At 63.0% G+C, this 18,244-nt stretch carries 16 protein-coding genes; 6 read left to right on the forward strand and 10 right to left on the reverse strand.

What is annotated here, in order from left to right; all coding sequences use genetic code 11:
- The first annotated feature begins 71 nt into the window (after window positions 1-71).
- Window positions 72-404, forward strand: coding sequence for a hypothetical protein (locus H8S47_RS09860; RefSeq protein ID WP_187503698.1), 333 nt, complete (start codon window positions 72-74; stop codon window positions 402-404).
- Between the two features lie 562 nt (window positions 405-966).
- Window positions 967-3,723: a M1 family metallopeptidase gene (locus H8S47_RS09870; protein ID WP_328805485.1), complete on the forward strand. Its 2,757-nt coding sequence runs from the start codon at window positions 967-969 to the stop codon at window positions 3,721-3,723.
- Window positions 3,724-3,816: 93 nt separating this feature from the next.
- On the opposite strand, the gene H8S47_RS09875 is transcribed toward H8S47_RS09870, so the two are convergent.
- From H8S47_RS09875 to H8S47_RS09890, 4 genes are all read right to left on the reverse strand, one after another.
- The gene (locus H8S47_RS09875; RefSeq protein WP_187503701.1) at window positions 3,817-4,560 is read right to left on the reverse strand and encodes a TorF family putative porin; all 744 of its coding nucleotides are present in this window, start codon (window positions 4,558-4,560) and stop codon (window positions 3,817-3,819) included.
- Between the two features lie 20 nt (window positions 4,561-4,580).
- Window positions 4,581-5,030, reverse strand: coding sequence for a hypothetical protein (locus H8S47_RS09880; RefSeq protein WP_187503702.1), 450 nt, complete (start codon window positions 5,028-5,030; stop codon window positions 4,581-4,583).
- Window positions 5,031-5,123: 93 nt separating this feature from the next.
- Window positions 5,124-5,297: a DUF465 domain-containing protein gene (locus H8S47_RS09885; protein ID WP_187503703.1), complete on the reverse strand. Its 174-nt coding sequence runs from the start codon at window positions 5,295-5,297 to the stop codon at window positions 5,124-5,126.
- Between the two features lie 420 nt (window positions 5,298-5,717).
- Window positions 5,718-5,873, reverse strand: a complete 156-nt coding sequence (locus H8S47_RS09890; protein ID WP_187503704.1) for a hypothetical protein — start codon at window positions 5,871-5,873, stop codon at window positions 5,718-5,720.
- Between the two features lie 277 nt (window positions 5,874-6,150).
- Here H8S47_RS09890 and H8S47_RS09895 point away from each other — a divergent pair, with 277 nt between their 5' ends.
- The gene (locus tag H8S47_RS09895; protein WP_187503705.1) at window positions 6,151-6,372 is read left to right on the forward strand and encodes a hypothetical protein; all 222 of its coding nucleotides are present in this window, start codon (window positions 6,151-6,153) and stop codon (window positions 6,370-6,372) included.
- A 60-nt stretch (window positions 6,373-6,432) separates the two neighbouring features.
- On the opposite strand, the gene H8S47_RS09900 is transcribed toward H8S47_RS09895, so the two are convergent.
- Window positions 6,433-7,098 (reverse strand): HAD family hydrolase, encoded by a 666-nt coding sequence (locus H8S47_RS09900; protein ID WP_187503706.1) that lies wholly within the window; start codon window positions 7,096-7,098, stop codon window positions 6,433-6,435.
- Window positions 7,099-7,710: 612 nt separating this feature from the next.
- Here H8S47_RS09900 and H8S47_RS09905 point away from each other — a divergent pair.
- The 3 genes from H8S47_RS09905 (at window position 7,711) to H8S47_RS09915 (ending at window position 9,993) form a co-directional block, all read left to right on the forward strand.
- A complete protein-coding gene (locus tag H8S47_RS09905; RefSeq protein WP_187503707.1) occupies window positions 7,711-8,883 on the forward strand; it encodes a zinc-dependent alcohol dehydrogenase in 1,173 nt (390 codons plus the stop codon).
- Between the two features lie 72 nt (window positions 8,884-8,955).
- Window positions 8,956-9,420, forward strand: a complete 465-nt coding sequence (locus tag H8S47_RS09910; RefSeq protein ID WP_187503708.1) for a hypothetical protein — start codon at window positions 8,956-8,958, stop codon at window positions 9,418-9,420.
- Between the two features lie 69 nt (window positions 9,421-9,489).
- Window positions 9,490-9,993, forward strand: coding sequence for a ferritin-like domain-containing protein (locus H8S47_RS09915; RefSeq protein WP_187503709.1), 504 nt, complete (start codon window positions 9,490-9,492; stop codon window positions 9,991-9,993).
- Between the two features lie 120 nt (window positions 9,994-10,113).
- On the opposite strand, the gene H8S47_RS09920 is transcribed toward H8S47_RS09915, so the two are convergent.
- The 5 genes from H8S47_RS09920 to H8S47_RS09940 all read right to left on the reverse strand — a co-directional run bounded on the left by H8S47_RS09920 (window position 10,114) and on the right by H8S47_RS09940 (window position 18,008).
- The gene (locus H8S47_RS09920; RefSeq protein WP_214655025.1) at window positions 10,114-11,610 is read right to left on the reverse strand and encodes a tryptophan halogenase family protein; all 1,497 of its coding nucleotides are present in this window, start codon (window positions 11,608-11,610) and stop codon (window positions 10,114-10,116) included.
- A gap of 8 nt (window positions 11,611-11,618) precedes the next feature.
- On the reverse strand, window positions 11,619-12,668 hold the full coding sequence (locus tag H8S47_RS09925; RefSeq protein ID WP_187503710.1) for a cupin-like domain-containing protein: 1,050 nt from the start codon (window positions 12,666-12,668) through the stop codon (window positions 11,619-11,621).
- Complete coding sequence (locus H8S47_RS09930) at window positions 12,665-13,432, reverse strand: SapC family protein (RefSeq protein WP_235982752.1); 768 nt, start codon at window positions 13,430-13,432, stop codon at window positions 12,665-12,667. Before H8S47_RS09930 ends, H8S47_RS09925 begins: the two co-directional genes overlap by 4 nt.
- A 134-nt stretch (window positions 13,433-13,566) precedes the next feature.
- The gene (locus H8S47_RS09935) at window positions 13,567-16,719 is read right to left on the reverse strand and encodes a TonB-dependent receptor (protein ID WP_235982753.1); all 3,153 of its coding nucleotides are present in this window, start codon (window positions 16,717-16,719) and stop codon (window positions 13,567-13,569) included.
- 590 nt (window positions 16,720-17,309) lie between these two features.
- A complete protein-coding gene (locus H8S47_RS09940) occupies window positions 17,310-18,008 on the reverse strand; it encodes a DUF6445 family protein (protein ID WP_187503713.1) in 699 nt (232 codons plus the stop codon).
- Window positions 18,009-18,244: the final 236 nt, after the last annotated feature.

An 18,244-nucleotide genomic window follows, 5' to 3' on the forward strand; every position in this document is an offset into this window, starting at 1 on the left:
ATGTGGGAAGGTTGGGGTCGGATCATGCGGCGCGCCCCAACTGGCTTGTATGCCGTCGAAGCCACGCGGCGGTGGTCGGCGTCATCCTCAACCTCGCCCTCTGGTTCGCGATCCACACGCTCTTCCGCACCGTGGCCCCGATCGCAACCGGGCCATTCCGCTTCGATGCGCCGGTATTCGCCAGTCTCGATCCGTGGGCGCTGACACTATCGGCCGCGGCGATCGTCGCGGTACTGCGGTTCAAGACCGGCACACTGCGACACTGGCGGCAACGTCGCTGGTCGGGGTGGGACTCTATCTCAGCGGCGTCATCGCGTGACGCCTTTTCAAGCCAAAAGCGGTTGGTCGGGCTTCTGCCCCACCATCTGAACGAACGGCTGTTTACGATGGTAGCTGCTCGATAACAGACGGGCGGCTTTCCCCCATACTCGGGCGTTTCGTTTGCGCCCAGTCTTGGCCATTCGCAACGGCACTGCCTGTGCCTCCTCCGAACGGGTGTTCAGGGCAAGGCGGCGGACGCCCTACCTGCGTGAAAATCTTTGTCAGTCGAGGCGAAACGGCAGTGATATAAAAAGAAAAAATTGCGTTGGGTGGGTTGCTGCCGAAGTTGAGGCTTGGCTTACTGATCGCTCTCCCGCCGGAGTACGGCCATGACGCGGTGCATAGGGGGTATCGTAGGGGGTATCCGTGATTATAAGCCTGAAATTACTACTATAAATTAGTGGGATGGGTTTATGCACTCGGCGGACTCCCGATCCGCCACCCCTGCCGCGCGCTGGATCGCTGGGAACGGGCGACCGCGGCTAGATTCCTCATAATTCGAGCCCCCTGCCCGGCCGGTAGATCGCCCTCTATTCGCCTCTCTTCACCCGGCCAATCAGACAGCTCGAATTGCGCCCGTCCCCAGCTTGCCGTCATGATCGCGACCACCTAGCGTGCCCGCCAGAACGACAAGGGGGACACGCGGTGCGCAACGGATTTATACTGACGGTCGCGGCGCTGTTATCAACGACGGCGTTTGCCCCTTCGCCTGCCCAGTCGGCTGCCCAGTCGGCTGCCCCGTCGCCTGCCCAGTCGGCTGCCCAGTCGGCTGCCCAGTCGGCTGCCCAGTCGGCTGCCCAGTCGGCTGCCCAGTCGCCCGCAACGCGCATCGTTCCGGATGCGAACGCACCCAAGGGGCGGCTTTCCGATGCCGCGGTGCCGAAGGCCTACCGGCTCGACCTGACCATCCTTCCCGAAAGCGACGGCTTTGCCGGCCACGACGAAATCGACGTCGTGCTCAAAGCCCGCACGACCAAGCTCTATCTGCATGGCCGTGATCTCGTCGTTACCAAGGTCTTTGCACGGATCGGCAGCACCATCGTCCCCGCGACCTTCACGCAGGTCGACGCGACGGGTACCGCACGGCTCGATTTCGCCGGCCCCGTCCCGGCCGGTGCCGCCACGTTGGTGTTCGACTATCGCGGCAAATTCGGCGACGACGCGTCTGGCCTGTACCACGTCAAGGTCGCCGACCGCTGGTACAGCTGGACCCAGTTCGAGAGCATCGATGCACGTGCCGCGTTTCCGTCCTTCGACGAACCGGGGTTCAAGCAACCGTTCACGGTGACCGTCACCACCCATCCGGGCATGACGGTCGTGAGCAACAGCCCCGAAACCGGGGTGACGAAAACCGGCGCGGGGCTGGAAACGCATCGCTTCGCGCCCACCAAGCCGTTGCCCACCTATCTGGTCGCGGTCGATACAGGGCCCTTCGTCAGGCAATCGGGAATGATCGCGCCGACACCGGAGCGCGCGCATTCCATGGCGTTGGGCGCGGTCGCCACGCAGGCCCAGAAAGACAAGATGGCCTATGTGATGGCGGAGACTCCGCGCATCGTGAGCCTGCTCGAGCGCTATTTCGGGGAGCCGTTCCCGTTCCCCAAGCTCGACCAGATCGGCTCGCCGATCATGCCCGGCGCGATGGAGAACGCCGGCGCGGATACCTATGGCGACGGGATCATCTTTCTCGATCGCAACGCCACCACCAGCGACAAGCAGTCGTTCGGCATGATCGTCAGTCACGAATTGGCGCACCAGTGGTTCGGCGATCTCGTGTCGCCCGCATGGTGGAGCGATATCTGGCTCAACGAGAGCTTCGCCAACTGGATGGGCTATCGCATCGGCAACGAGTGGCGGCCGGAGCTCGGCATCGGGGTCGGTGCGATCGCCGAGGGGTTCGGCGCGATGAACACCGACGCGCTGAAGGTCGGGCGCCCGATCCACCAGGCGATCACCGAGAACAACCAGATCGACGCCGCGTTCGACAACATCACCTACGGCAAGGGCGGTCACGTCGTCGCGATGATCGCCGCCTATCTTGGCGACGAGAAGTTCAAGGCCGGCGTACGGCTCCACCTGAAGCGCTATGCTTACGGCAACGCCTCGTCGGAGCAGTTCTTCCAGTCGATCGCCGATGCAGGGCATGATCCCAAGCTGCTCGCGGCGCTGACCAGTTTCGTCGACCAGCAAGGCGTGCCGGTGATCGACATACGCCGCGACGGCGGCAAGCTGACCGCAGTGCAGGCGCGCTACACGTTCCTGGGCTCGAAGCCGGCGCCGCTCCAGTGGACGATCCCCTTCTGCGTGCGCGTCGACGCCAGCAAACACTGCACCCTGATGGATGCGAAGACCGCGACGCTGGCCGTCCCAGCCGGGCGCGTGCTGATGCCGAACGTCGGAGGCACCGGCTATTACCGGTTCGACCTCGCGCCAGCCGATTGGCAGGCGCTGATCGCCTCGTCCGCCACGCTGTCACCGGGCGAAGCCATCGCGACCACCGACAGCCTGTGGGCGTCGTTCCGGGCCGGCAAGGCGCCTGCGACATGGCTGATCGCGCAGGCGCGCGCGATGGCCGACAATCCGGATGCTACCGCCAGCGTGGATCCCGGCGAACGGATTTCCGGCTGGCGCTCGCGCGGCCTGATCGCGCCGGCCTCGCTGCCGGCCTACCGTTCGCTGATGGCGTCGATCTATACGCCGCAATTGACCAAGCTCGGCTTCGATCCCGCGGTCGGCGCGCATGCGAGCGACGATCCCGGACGCCAGAACCTGCGCCATCGGCTGGTCGGACTCGTAGCGGACGACGCGCACGACCCGGCCGTTCGCGCAAAGCTGAAGGATGCGGCCAGCCGCTTCCTCGGCGGCGACGCGGCCGCACTCGATCCAGGCTTTCTGTTTGGCGGCTTGACGGCGTTGGCGCAGGACGGCGGCTTGCCCGTCGCCCGGATGCTCGTCGAGCGCGGGCTGTCCAGCGAGGACTCGACGCTACGATCGAGCGCCCTGGCAGCAGCGGCGTCGAGCGGTCGCGCGGATGTCGCCCAGTACCTGTTGTCGCTCGACGACAAACGCCTGCGTGGCTTCGATCGCCTGCAGTTGATCTTCGGTGTCGTAGGCACGGTCGAGACGCGCGATCTCGGTACCGACTGGGTGCTGGCAAATTATGACCGGCTCGTCGCGGGCGCCAACGGCATCTTCATCACCAGCCGGCTGCCGTCTGCATTCGCCTCGCAATGCGGCGCCGATCGGGCCGCCAGCATCGATGCGAAGATCGGCCCCGTGGTCCGGAAGGCCAATGTCGGTTTGCTGGCCTATCAGCGTGCGCTGGAATCGATCCGGCTCTGCGGGACGCTCAAGGCTGCGAAAGCGGGAGAGATCGCGGCGGCCATCACCACCGGCGGCTAGCCGAGATCGCTTGGGAAACGGCTGCGGCAAAAGCCGTTTCCCAAATGCCGCGGACCATCGGGCTTCCGGCTGGCGCTCAAACCCGAAAACGGGTCAGAACGAAACTTGGAGGCGGCCGATAAGCCGGTCCGTCGCATTACGCCGATCGGCAAACCGACTGGCATCGCCCGTGCCGGAAATGTCGGTGCCGATGTAATCGACGCCAACCGTCAGTCGATCGCGACGATGTTCGAGCCCGAGCCGCCAGTTGCTGTAGCTCCCGCCCGGTCGGAGCCGCTCGGCGCGAAAGGTATCGCGAACGCTGCCGGATGAATGCCCGAGTTCGGCGAGAACGGTAAGCGGCGTACCCGGGATACCGGCGTTGGCATTCGCATAGAGATACAAATTGCTGCCCCCGATCGCACGCTGCGACGGTGCACCGATGACACCCAGGGTCGCATAGAGCGGGCCATAGCCGTAGCTTGCCGATACCCCGGCCTCGACATAGTCCGCCTTCGTCCGTGCGCCTGCAAAAACATGCCCGATGGCGTCGGTTCGTAATTGAATGGCACCAAGGTCCCAGCCCGTTCCAACGACAAGGTCGACCACCGCGTCGGCCCCGTCGTGTCTCACGCTGTCGCGGGTCGTCACTACGCGCGCCGAGGCGTCGAAGCGCCCGACCGGGACGCGGACGTCGCCGCCGAGGGCGGCACGTCCTTCACTCCAGCTCAGCCCTCGCCGCTCCTCCTCGCTCATCACCTCCAGGGTTGCCGATCGACCACTCTGGGCGAATGCGGGCGTGACAAGGCCACAGGTTACGGCGCCAATCGCGCTCGCCAGTTGCAGGCGCCGGTTCATGCTCCGGATCATCCCCCCTATCATCCAGCGCGCTGCGGGCCATGAATCCGGTCCAGCTCGGCGCGCAGCATCGTCTCGTCCTCCTGCGCCAGAACTTCGAGGTGCGCTTGCATATCCGCCGTCCTGCTCGCGACTTCCTCCGTGATCGCCCGGTGGCTCGTAGCGCACCAACCGGGTCGGGTGCCCGACACCACAGGTTCGCTGTCGATGCTACGGACGAGTCTGGTACCCGATGCCGCAACGGCATGGCGCGCGACCGTCATGGTCGCCGCCCAGTCGCAGCGTAGCGACGACGCCCTTCCCCCCGGGGCAACCGCACCCACCTGCTTGTGTGTGATGGCGACATCGCCACGATATTTGACGGCGACCGGACCACTATGGTGATCCACGCGGTTCTGGTGATCGACGGTCATGCCGAGTGCCGCGCCGGTGGCGGCAAGCACCAATCCGGCTGTTACGAGATAGGCCATATTCGCTCTCCTTTGGTCATCCCGATCCATCTTGACCGGTGATGCTGATCCTTGCGGACGATGTTTCTAGAACGACGCTACACGGTCATCGGTTCAGTTCACCTGCAACCGCAAGGCGCGTGCATGAAGCCGATCCTTCACGCTCAGCCGCAGTCGCTTCAGCCGAAGAAGCCGCAGGGCATCCGGCATGCGTCGCTTCATCTCGACACGGATCTGATCGTCCAACTGCTTGTGCAACTGGGTTAGTTTGTATGAAAATATGCTCATAGCCGCTCTCCAACCAACGATTGAAAGATCGGATCAGCGCAGATGAGAGGAGGCAAGTGGCCAGGCCTGAACATCGAGCTAACCCGATGCGGCCCGACATCACGTTCGTCCAAAGACAAACGCCAGAGGGGCCCGGCCCGCATCATCAACCTAGTGTTTCCCAGGTCGGGGTCAAGACTGTTGCGCCCAACCGAGCCGATGTTGACATTACGAGACCGGTCTACGATGTTACTTCCATGTACGCTCCCGCGACACATAAGCGTTTCCGCGACCACGCCGGTCAACTCGCCGCACGGGGTTAGCCCGAGCTCGCGGCTGTTCGCCGTTTGAGTTCGGGCTTTATTCGATCTGACCTTTGGGCGGCGCTCTGCGCGCCCCTGATCTCGAGTAAGCGGAAACGGCACAGTGACAGACAACATATCAAAATCCGAAGACCTCGGCCCGATCAACGCGCAAAATCAGGCAGAAGACCCGCCGCCTCAGATGTTCCTGAGAAAAAGCCCGGGTCACTTCTTTTCCAACAAATTCGATATCGAAATCGTCGAACAACATTCGAGGTCCGATACCGAATTTCACCAACAAGATCTCCCGAATTGGCTGGACCGCCTCATGGGACTCAATCTCCTGCTCTTGATACTACTCGTCGGCATTCCGGTCCTTGCGTACTGCGTATTGGCGTCGACTACGTAAGGCAGGCCAAGTATCCAGATATCGGTGGATAGGTGGCACGGCGCACATTGCGCCCTTCTCGCAACGCGAGGGCAGCGATCGGCAGGACGGCTCGGTCGCCACCTAGACACCGGAAAATGCGCCGTTATGGCCACGCTGGAACCCGGCACAGCGAGAATGCATCATGGTAGCGACAGTCATCACGCCCAGCGGCCCCGGAGCGATGGAAGCCGGGCTGATCCTCGACGAGGACGGCCAGCGCTTCGTCGTGCTGACGTTCAAGGAACCGCAGGGCGAGCCGACGCTGGTCACGTTCACGGTTCCGGTGTTCCAGAACTATGTCCAGCATCTCGTCCGCACCGCCGCCGCCGCCAACGAGGAAGCCAATTGGGGCATTCCCGGCTGACGCGGATTCGATGGTCGCACGTCGGCTAGGCCCGCCATCGGCACAGGCTTCGCCGGCGATTCAGCGTCCCAGTGGTGACGTGGCATAGTCGGCGAGCAACGCCGCCACGTCGTCATAGATCGCGACCGCACCCGCCGATTGCAGTTGCGCGTCCTTGAACTTGCCCGATCGCACCGCTACCGCGGCGATCCCGCACTTCGCCGCCGCCTCGATGTCATAAGGCGTATCGCCGACGACGATAACGCTGCCCGGGTCGATTCCCGGCAACTTCTTGAGCGCGGTTGCGAAGATATCGGGCGCTGGCTTAGTCTTCTCGACATCGTCGCTGCTGGTGGTAGCGGCGATCAAAGCGCGCGCATCGAGCAGGTCGATATAATGCTCGAGTTCCGCTTCCGACGCCGACGACGCCAGCACGACCTGCTGTCCCAATTCGTGCGCGTGCGCCAACAATGCGTGCGCCTGCGCGAAGGGCTTGGCCTTATCGAGGTACTTCGCCTTGAAGATCTCACCGTGCGTTTCGCCTAGCGCTTCCTGCTGATCCTCGTCGGCGTCAGGCAGCAGGGTCGGGACGAGCATGTCGGTCCCCTTGCCGATCTGGTCGTGGATGACCTGTCGATCAAACGTCGCCCCCACGCCCGCAAACGCCTCCTCCCAGGCGAGGACGTGCATGTCGTTGGTATCGACCAGCGTGCCGTCGATATCGAAGAGAATAGCGTTGATCGGCATCTGTGGACTCCAAAATTTGCCTGAGCGGAAGGCGCTGCCCGTCCAGGCGGCCATGATCGGCGCCTGCTGGACCGCAGCGCTTGCGACAAATTGAAACGGCCAAAGATCCGGTTCGGTCCCGTATAGTTTCCTCGCAACCGCAATCATCTAGCCCGCCGCGTCTAAGCCTTTACAATCAAACAGCTTATTGAAACGCAAATCGTCATGATCAACATCAGTGTCTTATCAGTCTCTCATCGAACATTTGCGAGATCCTCGATTGATATCATCGATCAATCCAAGACTATTGATCGTAATCAGTAAAAAACTCGGCGGTTAAATGGACCGCCAAGGAACGATGTCGGGCGTTCGATCGCTATGGACTTCAACGATCCGAGCGAACGGGTTTTGTCGCTCAGTAATGATTAAACTCCGGCGGCTAACGACTAAGCTCATACCAAACTAAATAACCGGTACGAAATGCCGAGCGATAATATTACCATAGGCATTGGTTTGGCTATTAGGTTTTCGCCTGCCTATCTTCGCGAATAATTGCTTACTGCACTTGTCCAGCCAGTCACATAGCGCCGTATTACCGATACTATTATCAGATCACTACTTAAGGAGACCCTCATGCGTGCACTCGTTTGGCATGGCAAAGGCGACGTCCGCGTCGACACTGTTGCCGACCCCGAAATCAAGCATCCGCGCGATGCGATCATCAAGGTCTCGGCCTGCGCGATCTGCGGCTCGGACTTGCATCTGCTCGATGGGTACCAGCCGACGATGCAGGCGGGCGACATTCTCGGTCATGAGAATATGGGCGTCGTGGTCGCGCTCGGCTCCGAAGTCACCAATCTGAAGATCGGCGACCGCGTCGTCGTGCCGTTCACGATCAGCTGCGGCGACTGCTTCTTCTGTCGCAAGGGCCTGTTTTCGGCGTGCGAGCGGACCAATCCGAACTCCGAGATGGCGATCAAGGCGATGGGCCATTCGCCTGCCGGCCTGTTCGGGTTCAGCCACATGCTGGGCGGCTATTGCGGTGGCCAGGCCGAGTATCTGCGCGTGCCGATGGCCGATATCGGGCCGATCAAGGTTCCCGACAACGTCACCGACGACCAGGCGTTGTTCCTCTCGGACATCTTCCCGACGGGCTATATGGCCGCCGAGAACGCGAACATCGAGGAGGGCGATACGGTCGCGATCTGGGGCTGCGGCCCGGTCGGACAGTTCGCGATCCGGTCCGCGCTGATGCTTGGTGCCGGTCGCGTGATCGCGATCGATGAAGTTCCCGAGCGCCTCGCGATGGCCGAGGCCGGCGGCGCGGAGACGATCAACTTCGCCGAGGTCGACAGCGTCTATGACGAACTTCAGTCCCGTACCAAGGGGCGCGGTCCCGACAGCTGCATCGATGCGGTGGGCGCAGAGGCTTCAGGCCACGGCGCCGTCGACGCGGTGATCGACAAGGTGAAGGCCGCGACCTTCCTTGCGACCGATCGCGTGCATGTCCTGCGCGAGGCGATCATGAGCTGCCGGATGGGCGGCACGATCTCGATCCCCGGCGTCTATGTCGGGATGGGTGACAAGATCCCGATCGGCGCGATGATGAACAAGGGGCTGACGATCAAGACCGGCCAGACCCATGTCCAGGCCTATACCAAGCCGCTGCTCGCGCGGATCGAGGCGGGCGATATCGACCCGAGCTTCGTGGTCACGCATCCGGCCAGCCTCGAGGATGCGCCCGAGATGTACCAGAAGTTCCGCGACAAGCAGGACGGCGTCATCAAGGTCGTACTGCGCCCGTGATGAACCAGGGGACGAAGCGCGCATCGCGGTTCGTCCCTTACCTGCCCCCCTCGATACGGTGAGGAATACGCCATGAGCGACAAGGTCCCGATGCCGGTGAGCGGCAATCCCGATACCAAGGGCGCCCCCGACGGTGTCGGCGCGTCACCCGCAGGCAAGAGCGGCGCCGACGTGCACGGCAGGTCGGCCCGCGGAGAGAGCGGCGGCGGCGCCTATCCCAATCCGCATGCCGGCAAGGTCGCAACGAACACCGGGTTCATGGCACATGGCGGCCAGAGCGACATCGCCTATCACGGTGGGGGTCAGGCCGGCGAAAACGGCGGCAGCGCGCCCAATGGCGTCGCTGGATCGGATGGCGATACAGGATCGACGATCGCCGCCGACCCGGATGCCGATCGTACTTCACGCGGCCTCGCAGGGGATGGCGGCTCGATCGATGTCGTCGAGACCTCGGGCATCGCCGAAGCCGAGGCGGGTGGCAAGATTGGCACCGATGCCCGCTACGAGGACGAGCAGAAGCATCCCGGCTCCGGCTGACACTCGGTCCGTATCCAATCTCCAACCTTAGACCGGGCATGCCGCCCGGCGCAGAAAGAGGATTCCATCATGTCGGCACCCGAAGATCTCAAGGACATCTACACCGACGAGCTGAAGGACCTCTGGTCGGCGAACGATCAGATGAAGAAGGTCCTCAAGAAGATCACCGCAAAGGCCAGCGACGAAGCGTTGAAGACGATGCTGACCAAGTCGCAGGCGGGGATCGAGAAACACACCGACATCCTGAAGGACCTGATCGCATCGAACGACGAAAAGGTCTCGAAGGAGCATTGCAAGGGCATGGAAGGTCTGGCCGCCGAGGCGACCAAGCATGTCCTCGAGGAAGGACCGGACAAGGGTCCGCTGCTCGACGTGATGATCATCGCGCAATATCAGCGCATGACGCATTACGGCATCGCCGGCTTCGGCACGGCAGCGGCCTATGCCAAGGCGCTCGGTCTCAAGGACGACCATAAGAAGCTGAGCGCGGCTACCAAGGACATCTACGGCGGCGACGAATATATGACGAAGCTCGCCGAGACGAGCGTGAACCTTCAGGCCGAAGACGCCTGACGCGATGCCCGCCGGCCGGATGGTCGGCGGGCACACCCCGGTTCGATTTCACGATCGGGCGACTTTGCTAATTTCTCGCAGTCTTCCGACGTCGCAAAGATCAAAGCTGCACCGTACGCGTCACGTGTTACCCGCAGCGCAGTAGCAGTTCAGGAAATCCTGGTGCACCGGCAGCTTGGCAACGCGGCCGGCGACGTCGGTGCGGATGTCCTTGAGTGCGCGGGTCAGGTTCGCGTCGGAAATCATGCGGCCCATGCGGTGGAACGCGCGGGGTTCGAGGTTCTGGCCCAGCATGACCTGCACCCAGCTGTCGACGCGAAACAGGTCCTCCGACGCCTGATACGCCTGCGCATCCTGGCGAAAGAGCGCGATCCGCTCGACGAGCGTGTCGGGGAGCTGCATCTCGCGGCACCGACGCCAGAGAGGCTCGTCGCGCTGGTTCAGGTGATAATGGAGAATGATGAAGTCCCGCACGCCTTCGGATTCGCGGCGCGACATCGCATTGAAGCGAGCGACCAGCGCGTCGTCGATCCCATCGAACGGAAATAGCTGGATCAGCCGCGTGATCGCGATCTTCATCAGGTGGATACTGGTCGATTCCAGCGGCTCGACGAAGCCGCTGGAAAGGCCGAGCGCGACGACGTTCTTGTTCCAAACCTTGCGCCGTGCGCCCGTCCGGTAGCGGATCACGCGCGGTTCGGTCAGGGCCTCGCCCTCGACGTCGGCGAGCAGCTTTGCACGCGCCTCATCGTCGGACAGACAGTCGCGGGCATAGACGATGCCGTTGCCGACGCGGTGCTGGAGCGGGATGCGCCAGCGCCACCCCGCCTCGTGCGCGATGGCGCGGGTGTACGGCACGGCCGGTCCGACCGAGACGGTCTGCACCGCGATCGCGCTGTCCGTCGGCAGCCACTGCGTCCAGTCGTCATAGCCGGTCTGCAGCGCCTGTTCGATGAGCAGGCCGCGAAAGCCGGTGCAGTCGAGGAACAGGTCGCCCTCGATCCGCACGCCCGAGTCCAGCACCAGCGCCTCGACGAAGCCGGTCTCGCCATTCTGCTCCACGCGTTCGATCTTGCCCTCGACGCGGCGAACGCCTGCGGGTTCGGACAGTTCGCGGAGGAAACGGGCATAGCGCCCCGCATCGAGATGATAGGCGTAGTTGATCCGGGCGTCTTTCCCGGTTGCGAAACGCTCGGAGTCGGCGGCCCTCAGTTCGAAGCAATAGTCGCCAAGGGGGTCGGCCAGGCCACGCTCGCGGGCGTGCAGCCATAGATGGTGGAAATCACCCATCCAGGTCGATGCCCGCCCGATCGTGCCGAAGGAGTGGATGTAGCGCTCGCCCGCACGGCCCCAGTTTTCGAACGATATCCCCAGTTTGAAGCTCGCCTGCGTGGCGCGCATGAACGCCTGTTCGTCGATGCCGAGGAAATTATGAAAGGTTCGCGAGGTCGGGATCGTCGACTCGCCGACGCCGACCGTTCCGATCTCCTCGGACTCGACGAGAGTGATATCGAGCAGCGGCCCGAGTTGCTTGACCAGCGCCGCCGCCGCGATCCAGCCGGCCGTGCCGCCGCCGGCGATCACCACTCTTCGCACGTCCCGATTGTCCACGCGCATCGTCTCCATCACCGGTTGAGCCGAGACAGCAGCATCGCCCGAAGCCGCCGCGCGCCGGTTTCGTCGAGGCGGGCGAGCGGCCCCCTCGCCGCGTCCGGCAGGTGCGCGGACGGCCGATCCGCGGGGCCGAAAAGATAATAGTCGAAGAGCGCCGACCAGGCCCGCTTCTCGGTATCGGGCCGGTCCCGCAGGCTGAGCATGCCGTGAAGCACCGTGGTCATCGGTGAATCCAGATAGGCCGGCGCATCGTTCCACCAGAAATTGACCATCACGTTGAAGTCGGCCAGCGCCTCGACATGGTGCCACCACAGCGCGGGGTAGACGACTGCGTCGCCCGGCCCGAGCTCCGCCACCTGCCCCGCCTCGACCGCGTGCGCGAAGTTCGGGAAGCGAGCGAAATCGGGATCGCGGAAATCGACCAGCGAAACCACCTGCCCTCCCGGCGTTGGCTCCAGCGGGCCGGGGTAGAGGTTCGCGACCTGCTCGGGCGGGAACAGCGTGAAGCGCCGGGCGCCGACCGCCACGCAGGCGATGTTGTTCGACATGTCGTAATGCGCAGCCGCGGTCGTGCGATTTCCGATCCAGATGCTTTTGACCACGCCTGCAAAACAGGGATCGGTCAGCGCCAGATCGTTGCCGGCGCCCGTGAAGCCGGGGAAATAGCCGTCCAGATCGGTCGAGCCGACATAATAGGACGGGGCGTCGGCTTGGCCGAGGTCGACGAGCATCCGGCCCAGATATGCGTCGAGCTGAACGCGTTCGCGATCGAAGGCGAGCTTCGTCAGGGTGTCGTCGTAGAAATAGCGCCCCCCGGCTTCCGAAGGCGCGGTGTAGCCCGCGGCCGGACGGCCGTTGTAGAACGACAGGAGATACGCTGCGGCCGCTTCGGGTGTACGCCGCCCTGCCTCGACCAGCGGCCAGTCCCGCGCCAGCCCGCGCACGACCACCGGCTCGGTGCCGGCGATCAGCGCCGCAAAATCAACGGCGCCGACCGCTCGCGCGTCGATCTCCCGCACATTGCGGTGCGTGATCGGCCGTTCGGAACCAAACGATGTCATGTCAGCAGCCGCTTGCGATTCTTGCGGTCGATCAAATACTGGATATTGCCCAGCGAGGATGCCGCCATCGTCGCGGCCCGGAGCAGGCCGCTCCGGTGAAGAGCCTCCAGCGATTCCCCGGACAGGTCGGCCAGCGCGGATTGATCGATGGTGAGGAGATCGGGCAGTTCATAGCCGTCCTCCTCGCTCAGGCTGATCTGAATATCGACGGGTTGCAGCAGCCCGGCATCCTCGAACTCGGCATAGATCGCCGGTGCGCTGGTCACGCCTTCATGAAGGACGCGCAGCACGCTCGCGATGTGGTCGAGGAGCGGCGCGTTGCCGCCATGTTCGAGAAACACCGGCAGGCCGTCGACTGCGCCGACCCGCGCATCCGCGAGGTCGATATAGACCAGCGGATCGCCCTGGCTCTCACCATCGGACCGGCTGGTGTCAATGCCGATGGAAAAGGGCCCGCGCCGCTGCACCGCCGGGACATAGTCGCTTGTCCAGCGGCCATCCTCGAGGAACAGGTTCTCGTCGCGATCGAGGCCGAGCAGGGCATAGGCCTGAATACCGCTCTCCTCCCGCCGAAAGACGATCGGGAACGAGCGCTGGGCCTCCTCGAATTCCGACGGGTAGATCGGGAGCTGGTTTACGCTATCGCCGTACTCCGCGCCGGGGCGGATCGCGACCCGCAGATCGGCGTGCTCGACATTGTTCAACAATACCGGGTTCGACGATGTTGAGTTGGACGATGTTGGGTTCGACATTACGGGGGTCATCTATTCGCTATCGCTTGCTGGAGTAACGGCGCGATTACAGCCGCCTGGCACGGGATTACAGCACGGCATCGGCTGCGCTCCAAAAGAAAAGGGTCGCTATCGACAGCGACCCCTTCCCTTTCATCCGCCGACGATCAGAAGCGATACCTCGCACCCAGCAGGTAACGCGGCTTGAGTTCCTGCGCGAAGACGAGGTTCTCCTTCGTTCGCCCATATTGCCGAACGCTCTCGCTCGTCAGGTTGATCGCCTCGAGCGACAAGGCGATGTTTTCGTTGATGTCGTAGCTGATGTTCGCATCGAGCGTCCCGAATGCCGCCGTGAACAGCGGGTTTCGCCCTTCGCCCTGGTTGGTCGCCTGCAGGTATTTGGCCCGCCAGTTGTACGCGATGCGTGCCGAAAGCCCGTTCTTGTCGTAGATCAGCGTGCCATTCGCGCTGTCGCCGAGGCCGGTCAGCGCGAAGATGTTGACCGTCGGATCCGCATAGGGATCCACGTTCACATTGCCGTCCACCTTCGTGTAGGACGCCGCGAAGCCGAAGCCGGTGTCGCCGAAGAAGTTCGTCCAGGCCACTTCGAAGCCGTGGATCTTGCCTTCGCGGTTGTTGAGTGGCTGCGACACCGCCAGGACGAGCAACGGATCGTTCGCACCCGCCGTGATGTCCACGGCGCCCGATATCGCATCGGCGAACTGCTGATTGACCGTCGTCCCCGTGGCGTTTGCCCGGAAGGTCGCGTCTGCCGCCGCCACGTTGCCGCCATTCTGCACGAGCAGCGCGGTGTAGGTGAACAGATTGACGTCGGACTGGTCGAAATTACCGTTTCTCAACTGCGAGAGCGCGGTTCCGGAAAGCGTGCCGGCCGCACCGGAGCTTGGATCGCGCAACCCGAACAGGTTCTGGTTGGTGATACCCGTGCCGATGAAGTTGCGAACGCGCTTGTCGAAGAAGCCGACCGAGACGAAGCTCGACGGCTTGTAGTACCATTCGATCGACGCATCGAAATTGTCCGATACCAGAGGCAGCAGCGCCGGATTCTGGGCAGTGCCGCCGCCAGTGCCCCCGAGTGCCACCGGACGAGGCGGCTGCTGGACGGTCGCCGTCGCGAACAGATTGCCGTAGGGCGCACGCGCGAGCGTCCGGCCGAACGATACGCGGGCCTTCACGTTGCGGACGACCTCGATGTTGAAGTCGACCGATGGCAGAAGATTGCTGTAGCCGCCGCGTCCGGGAACGAGATTGGTCTCGCTCGGCACCTGCACGAAGAAGTCGTTGTCCGCCGTCCAGATCACCGCGGTAGGCACCGCCTGGAGTGCGGTCGAGCGCGACTTCGTCCGTTCATAGCGTGCACCGATCAACAGATTGGCCCGGCGACCGGCGATCTCGCCTGCCCAAGTCAACTGGCCGAAGACCGCCCAGGTCTTTTCCCGGACCGTGTCGTTCACGTTGCCGCTGCCGCTGACCTGATGCACCCTGGGAGCGCCGGCCGGAAGCTGGGAATCGATGTCCAGATAATAGGGCTGGAAGATGTTCAGCAGGTCGACTGCATTCCCACGAAACGCCGTAAGCGACGAGCCCGAGGAGTTCGGGTTATACTTGTCGAACTTGCACGTCAGACAATAGGTCGTGAGAAGATCGCCCGCGATCCGTTCGGGAACGCCCGTGTCGCCGATACCCCAGTCGCCAAGCGTCTGCTGCGTCTGCTGGCTGCTCGACTGCATCTTCGTGTCGATATAATTGCCGCCGAAGTCGAAGCGACTGCCCTCGCCGAGATCCCAACTGATCTGCGCACGGCCTTCGTTGATGCGCTGGCTTTGACGCGACGTGATCGTGCGCGCCACCTGGGTACCGACATCGCCGACGTCGAGCACGCCGTTGCCGTTGCCCTTGACCACGTCGTTGATCGTAATCGCCTGTTGCGGGAACCCGGTCGTGAAATCGACCGAATGAGACGCGATGACCGGTGCGCCGAGCGACAGCAGGGTCGCGGACGTGCCGTTGCTGTTGTCGGGCGTCGATTTGGACGTCGAGTGATGACCGTCGAGAGTCAGCGTGAGATTGTCGGCGAACCCCCATTTCGCGTTGCCGCCGAAGGATTTCAGCTCGGTCTGGGTCGCGTATTGCTGCTGCTCGAAGCCCCCGTCCTTAACGGGATTCTCGTTCTCCTGGATGAAGACGGCGCTCGCCATCTGCGTGTTGTTGTCGAACGTCACCTGGTTGAACGGCCGGTTGAACCAGTTGGTCTGCTCGCTGCGCTGCTCGCGAAGCTTGTTGCGCGCATAGAGTCCGTCGAGCGTGAATTCGAGCGTTTCGGTCGGCTTGAACTGCAGCACCGCCTGGCCGTTGATGCGCTCGCGACGGTTCTCGGACAGGGCATAGCGGCTGTCGTTGGGGATCAGCACGTACGGCGTCGTCGGCCGATTGGTGACGACCGTCGTGGCGGTGACATAGGTCGTGCTGCCGAAGAAGGTCTCCGTCGGCACCACGTTCCAATAGTTCGGGTTTGAGCTCACCGACGCGGATTCACGGAGCTGATAGCTGCCGAATACGGCCGCACCGAACGTACCGGCCTCGTTCTTCCAATTGAGAATACCCGAAGCCTCGGGCGTCACGCGGTGCTTCTTGCTTTCGGCGTCCTCGATCGAGCTGTCGTACAGCGCCTTGCCGCCGATCGAACCCGAGAAGCCGCTTTCGCGCGAGTCGAGCGGCTTGCGGGTGACGATGTTGATCGTTGCACCGATCCCGCCCGACGGGACGGTTGCGCGGCCCGTCTTGTAGACCTCGAGCGTGCTCACGCCTTCCGATGCGAGGTTCTGGAAGTCGAACGACCGGCCGGTGCCACGCGCGAACGCGTTGCCGCCGCTGGTGTCGACGTTGGATGCGGGCATCTGGCGCCCGTTGACGGTCACGAGGTTGAAGTCGCCCGAGAAGCCGCGGACGGCGACCTGCGATCCTTCGCCGTTCACGCGGTTGATCGACACGCCGGTGATGCGCTGCAGCGACTCGGCGAGGTTGGTGTCCGGGAACTTGCCGATATCCTCGGCCGAGATCGCGTCGACGACGCCCGCCGAGTTGCGCTTGATGTCGATCGCGCGGTTCAGCGAGGCGCGGACGCCGGTGACGATGATATCGGTGGACGTATCGACCGTCGATCCCGCGTCGTTCGGCGCGTTGACCTGCGCGACCGCGGGCGAATCCTCACTGCCCGGCTGCGCATTGGTGGCCGGTGCGTTCGTGTCGATGCCGGCCCCGGACTGCGCCATCGCAGGCACCGCCAGGCACAACGACATCGCGCCAACCGACGTCGTGCATCCGAGCGCGACTAAAAACGTGCGTCCCCTCATAAATCCTCTCCCCTTTTACGGCGGCCCTGGTCGCCAAGTCTCCGGCCGGTGTTTTCCCGGCTCGTGGTACCGCTATCACTTCGTCATAAGTTGTCAAATGATATTGCGCCACATCTGAACCGAAACCGATTAATCCTTGCAATTAAACAACACGGATCAACTGGCGCAGGCACGTTGATCATGATGCCACGCCCTACGATCGCAGGACTCCGCCTTCAGTGGAAAACTAACTCAGGTTTCAGTGGGCCTCGACACCTCCGATTTACTCCATCAAGTCCATCATTAAAAAAACTAAGTTTCTTAATGCCTGGAACGATTGCTCGAGATATTCTTTGGCGCGATCGTATACAGTATAGCGGATCGATGCCGGCTAGGTCCAAGCGTACTACACGCGAGCGCGGCCCAGCAGGCGGAGGCCGTCATTGCCCCAATGGGACTGGAGCCATGGCGAATACGCTTCCCCGCTTGCCGGAGATCGGCATCTCCGAAACCGAGAAAACCAAACACATCATGCAGATCCAGGCAGGAAGGCCGCGCTAGTCGTCCGCGGCAAACGTCACGAAGACGTTCGCGGTCAATCGACCCATGCGGGGATCCGGACTCAACACGGATGATGCCGGCACATATCCAGAGTGAAGCACGCAGCTTCGATACGCCACAAGCCGGTTGAACCCGGCCGATACGCGCGCAGTCTGTTCGAACCAGGGCGCGCCGGTGTCTACATATCCCGACGCGGCGCCCTCGCTCGCTCTACTCGCCTTGTAGCGTGGCAACCGATCCTCGCTCAACGTCTCGAAACCCGTGGCACGGTGCCGAAAGAACGTGGTGCCGCCAAACGCCTCGCCGCAGAGATAGTGGAGAATGGCGAACTGATAGGAATTGGTTGAATCGACGTGAGGCGCACGCTGCACGGCGGACAGCGCATCGTCGGGCAACGTCACGATGGAGAACGCACCCTCCGCTTTCAAAGGCCTGATCCGACCAAGCGAAAACGCCTCCGAAATCGGCCCGGCGAGCACTTCCACGATCGTCCTGATATAGTCGCGCGGCAAGCTCGCCCTCAACCCCGGATAGCCCCCGGTGACGCTGTAGGCCGGCAGGAACGGACTCGAAGCCGCCAGATCGATCAGCCCTCGCGGCTGTTGAAAAGCAGCGTCGGATTCGAGCAAAATCTCCCCTTCAACCCCGACAGCCCTGGCCGTCAGCTTAGACCGGGCCAACGCAAAGGAGGTCACCGCGAATACCCCGAAATGCTGCTGCCAAAAGCCATAACCCGGATAGCCTACTATCCTTTCCGACGGCAGGACAACTCGACCTGTCTAACGCCGAACGAATACGCTTGGTTACTGTAGCAAGCTGACGGGATGGGGTGCAGCCGTACCAAGCGCAACCCGCGATCGACGAGCCCCCGCACCGACCGCATTGCGCCGGCGCGAATTCATTCAGATTCTCCGACCCGGGCAACCCGTTG

Source organism: Sphingomonas albertensis (assembly GCF_014358075.1).
GTDB lineage: Bacteria > Pseudomonadota > Alphaproteobacteria > Sphingomonadales > Sphingomonadaceae > Sphingomonas > Sphingomonas albertensis.

Coding starts and splice junctions, on each gene's coding strand:
- H8S47_RS09920 (WP_214655025.1), bottom strand. CDS start 11,610: ATGCGCGTGGACAATCGGGACGTGCGAAGAGTGGTGATCGCCGGCGGC.
- H8S47_RS09905 (WP_187503707.1), top strand. CDS start 7,711: ATGCGTGCACTCGTTTGGCATGGCAAAGGCGACGTCCGCGTCGACACT.
- H8S47_RS09880 (WP_187503702.1), bottom strand. CDS start 5,030: ATGGCCTATCTCGTAACAGCCGGATTGGTGCTTGCCGCCACCGGCGCG.
- H8S47_RS09895 (WP_187503705.1), top strand. CDS start 6,151: ATGGTAGCGACAGTCATCACGCCCAGCGGCCCCGGAGCGATGGAAGCC.
- H8S47_RS09935 (WP_235982753.1), bottom strand. CDS start 16,719: ATGTCGTTGTGCCTGGCGGTGCCTGCGATGGCGCAGTCCGGGGCCGGC.
- H8S47_RS09910 (WP_187503708.1), top strand. CDS start 8,956: ATGAGCGACAAGGTCCCGATGCCGGTGAGCGGCAATCCCGATACCAAG.
- H8S47_RS09915 (WP_187503709.1), top strand. CDS start 9,490: ATGTCGGCACCCGAAGATCTCAAGGACATCTACACCGACGAGCTGAAG.
- H8S47_RS09930 (WP_235982752.1), bottom strand. CDS start 13,432: ATGACCCCCGTAATGTCGAACCCAACATCGTCCAACTCAACATCGTCG.
- H8S47_RS09875 (WP_187503701.1), bottom strand. CDS start 4,560: ATGAACCGGCGCCTGCAACTGGCGAGCGCGATTGGCGCCGTAACCTGT.
- H8S47_RS09925 (WP_187503710.1), bottom strand. CDS start 12,668: ATGACATCGTTTGGTTCCGAACGGCCGATCACGCACCGCAATGTGCGG.
- H8S47_RS09885 (WP_187503703.1), bottom strand. CDS start 5,297: ATGAGCATATTTTCATACAAACTAACCCAGTTGCACAAGCAGTTGGAC.
- H8S47_RS09900 (WP_187503706.1), bottom strand. CDS start 7,098: ATGCCGATCAACGCTATTCTCTTCGATATCGACGGCACGCTGGTCGAT.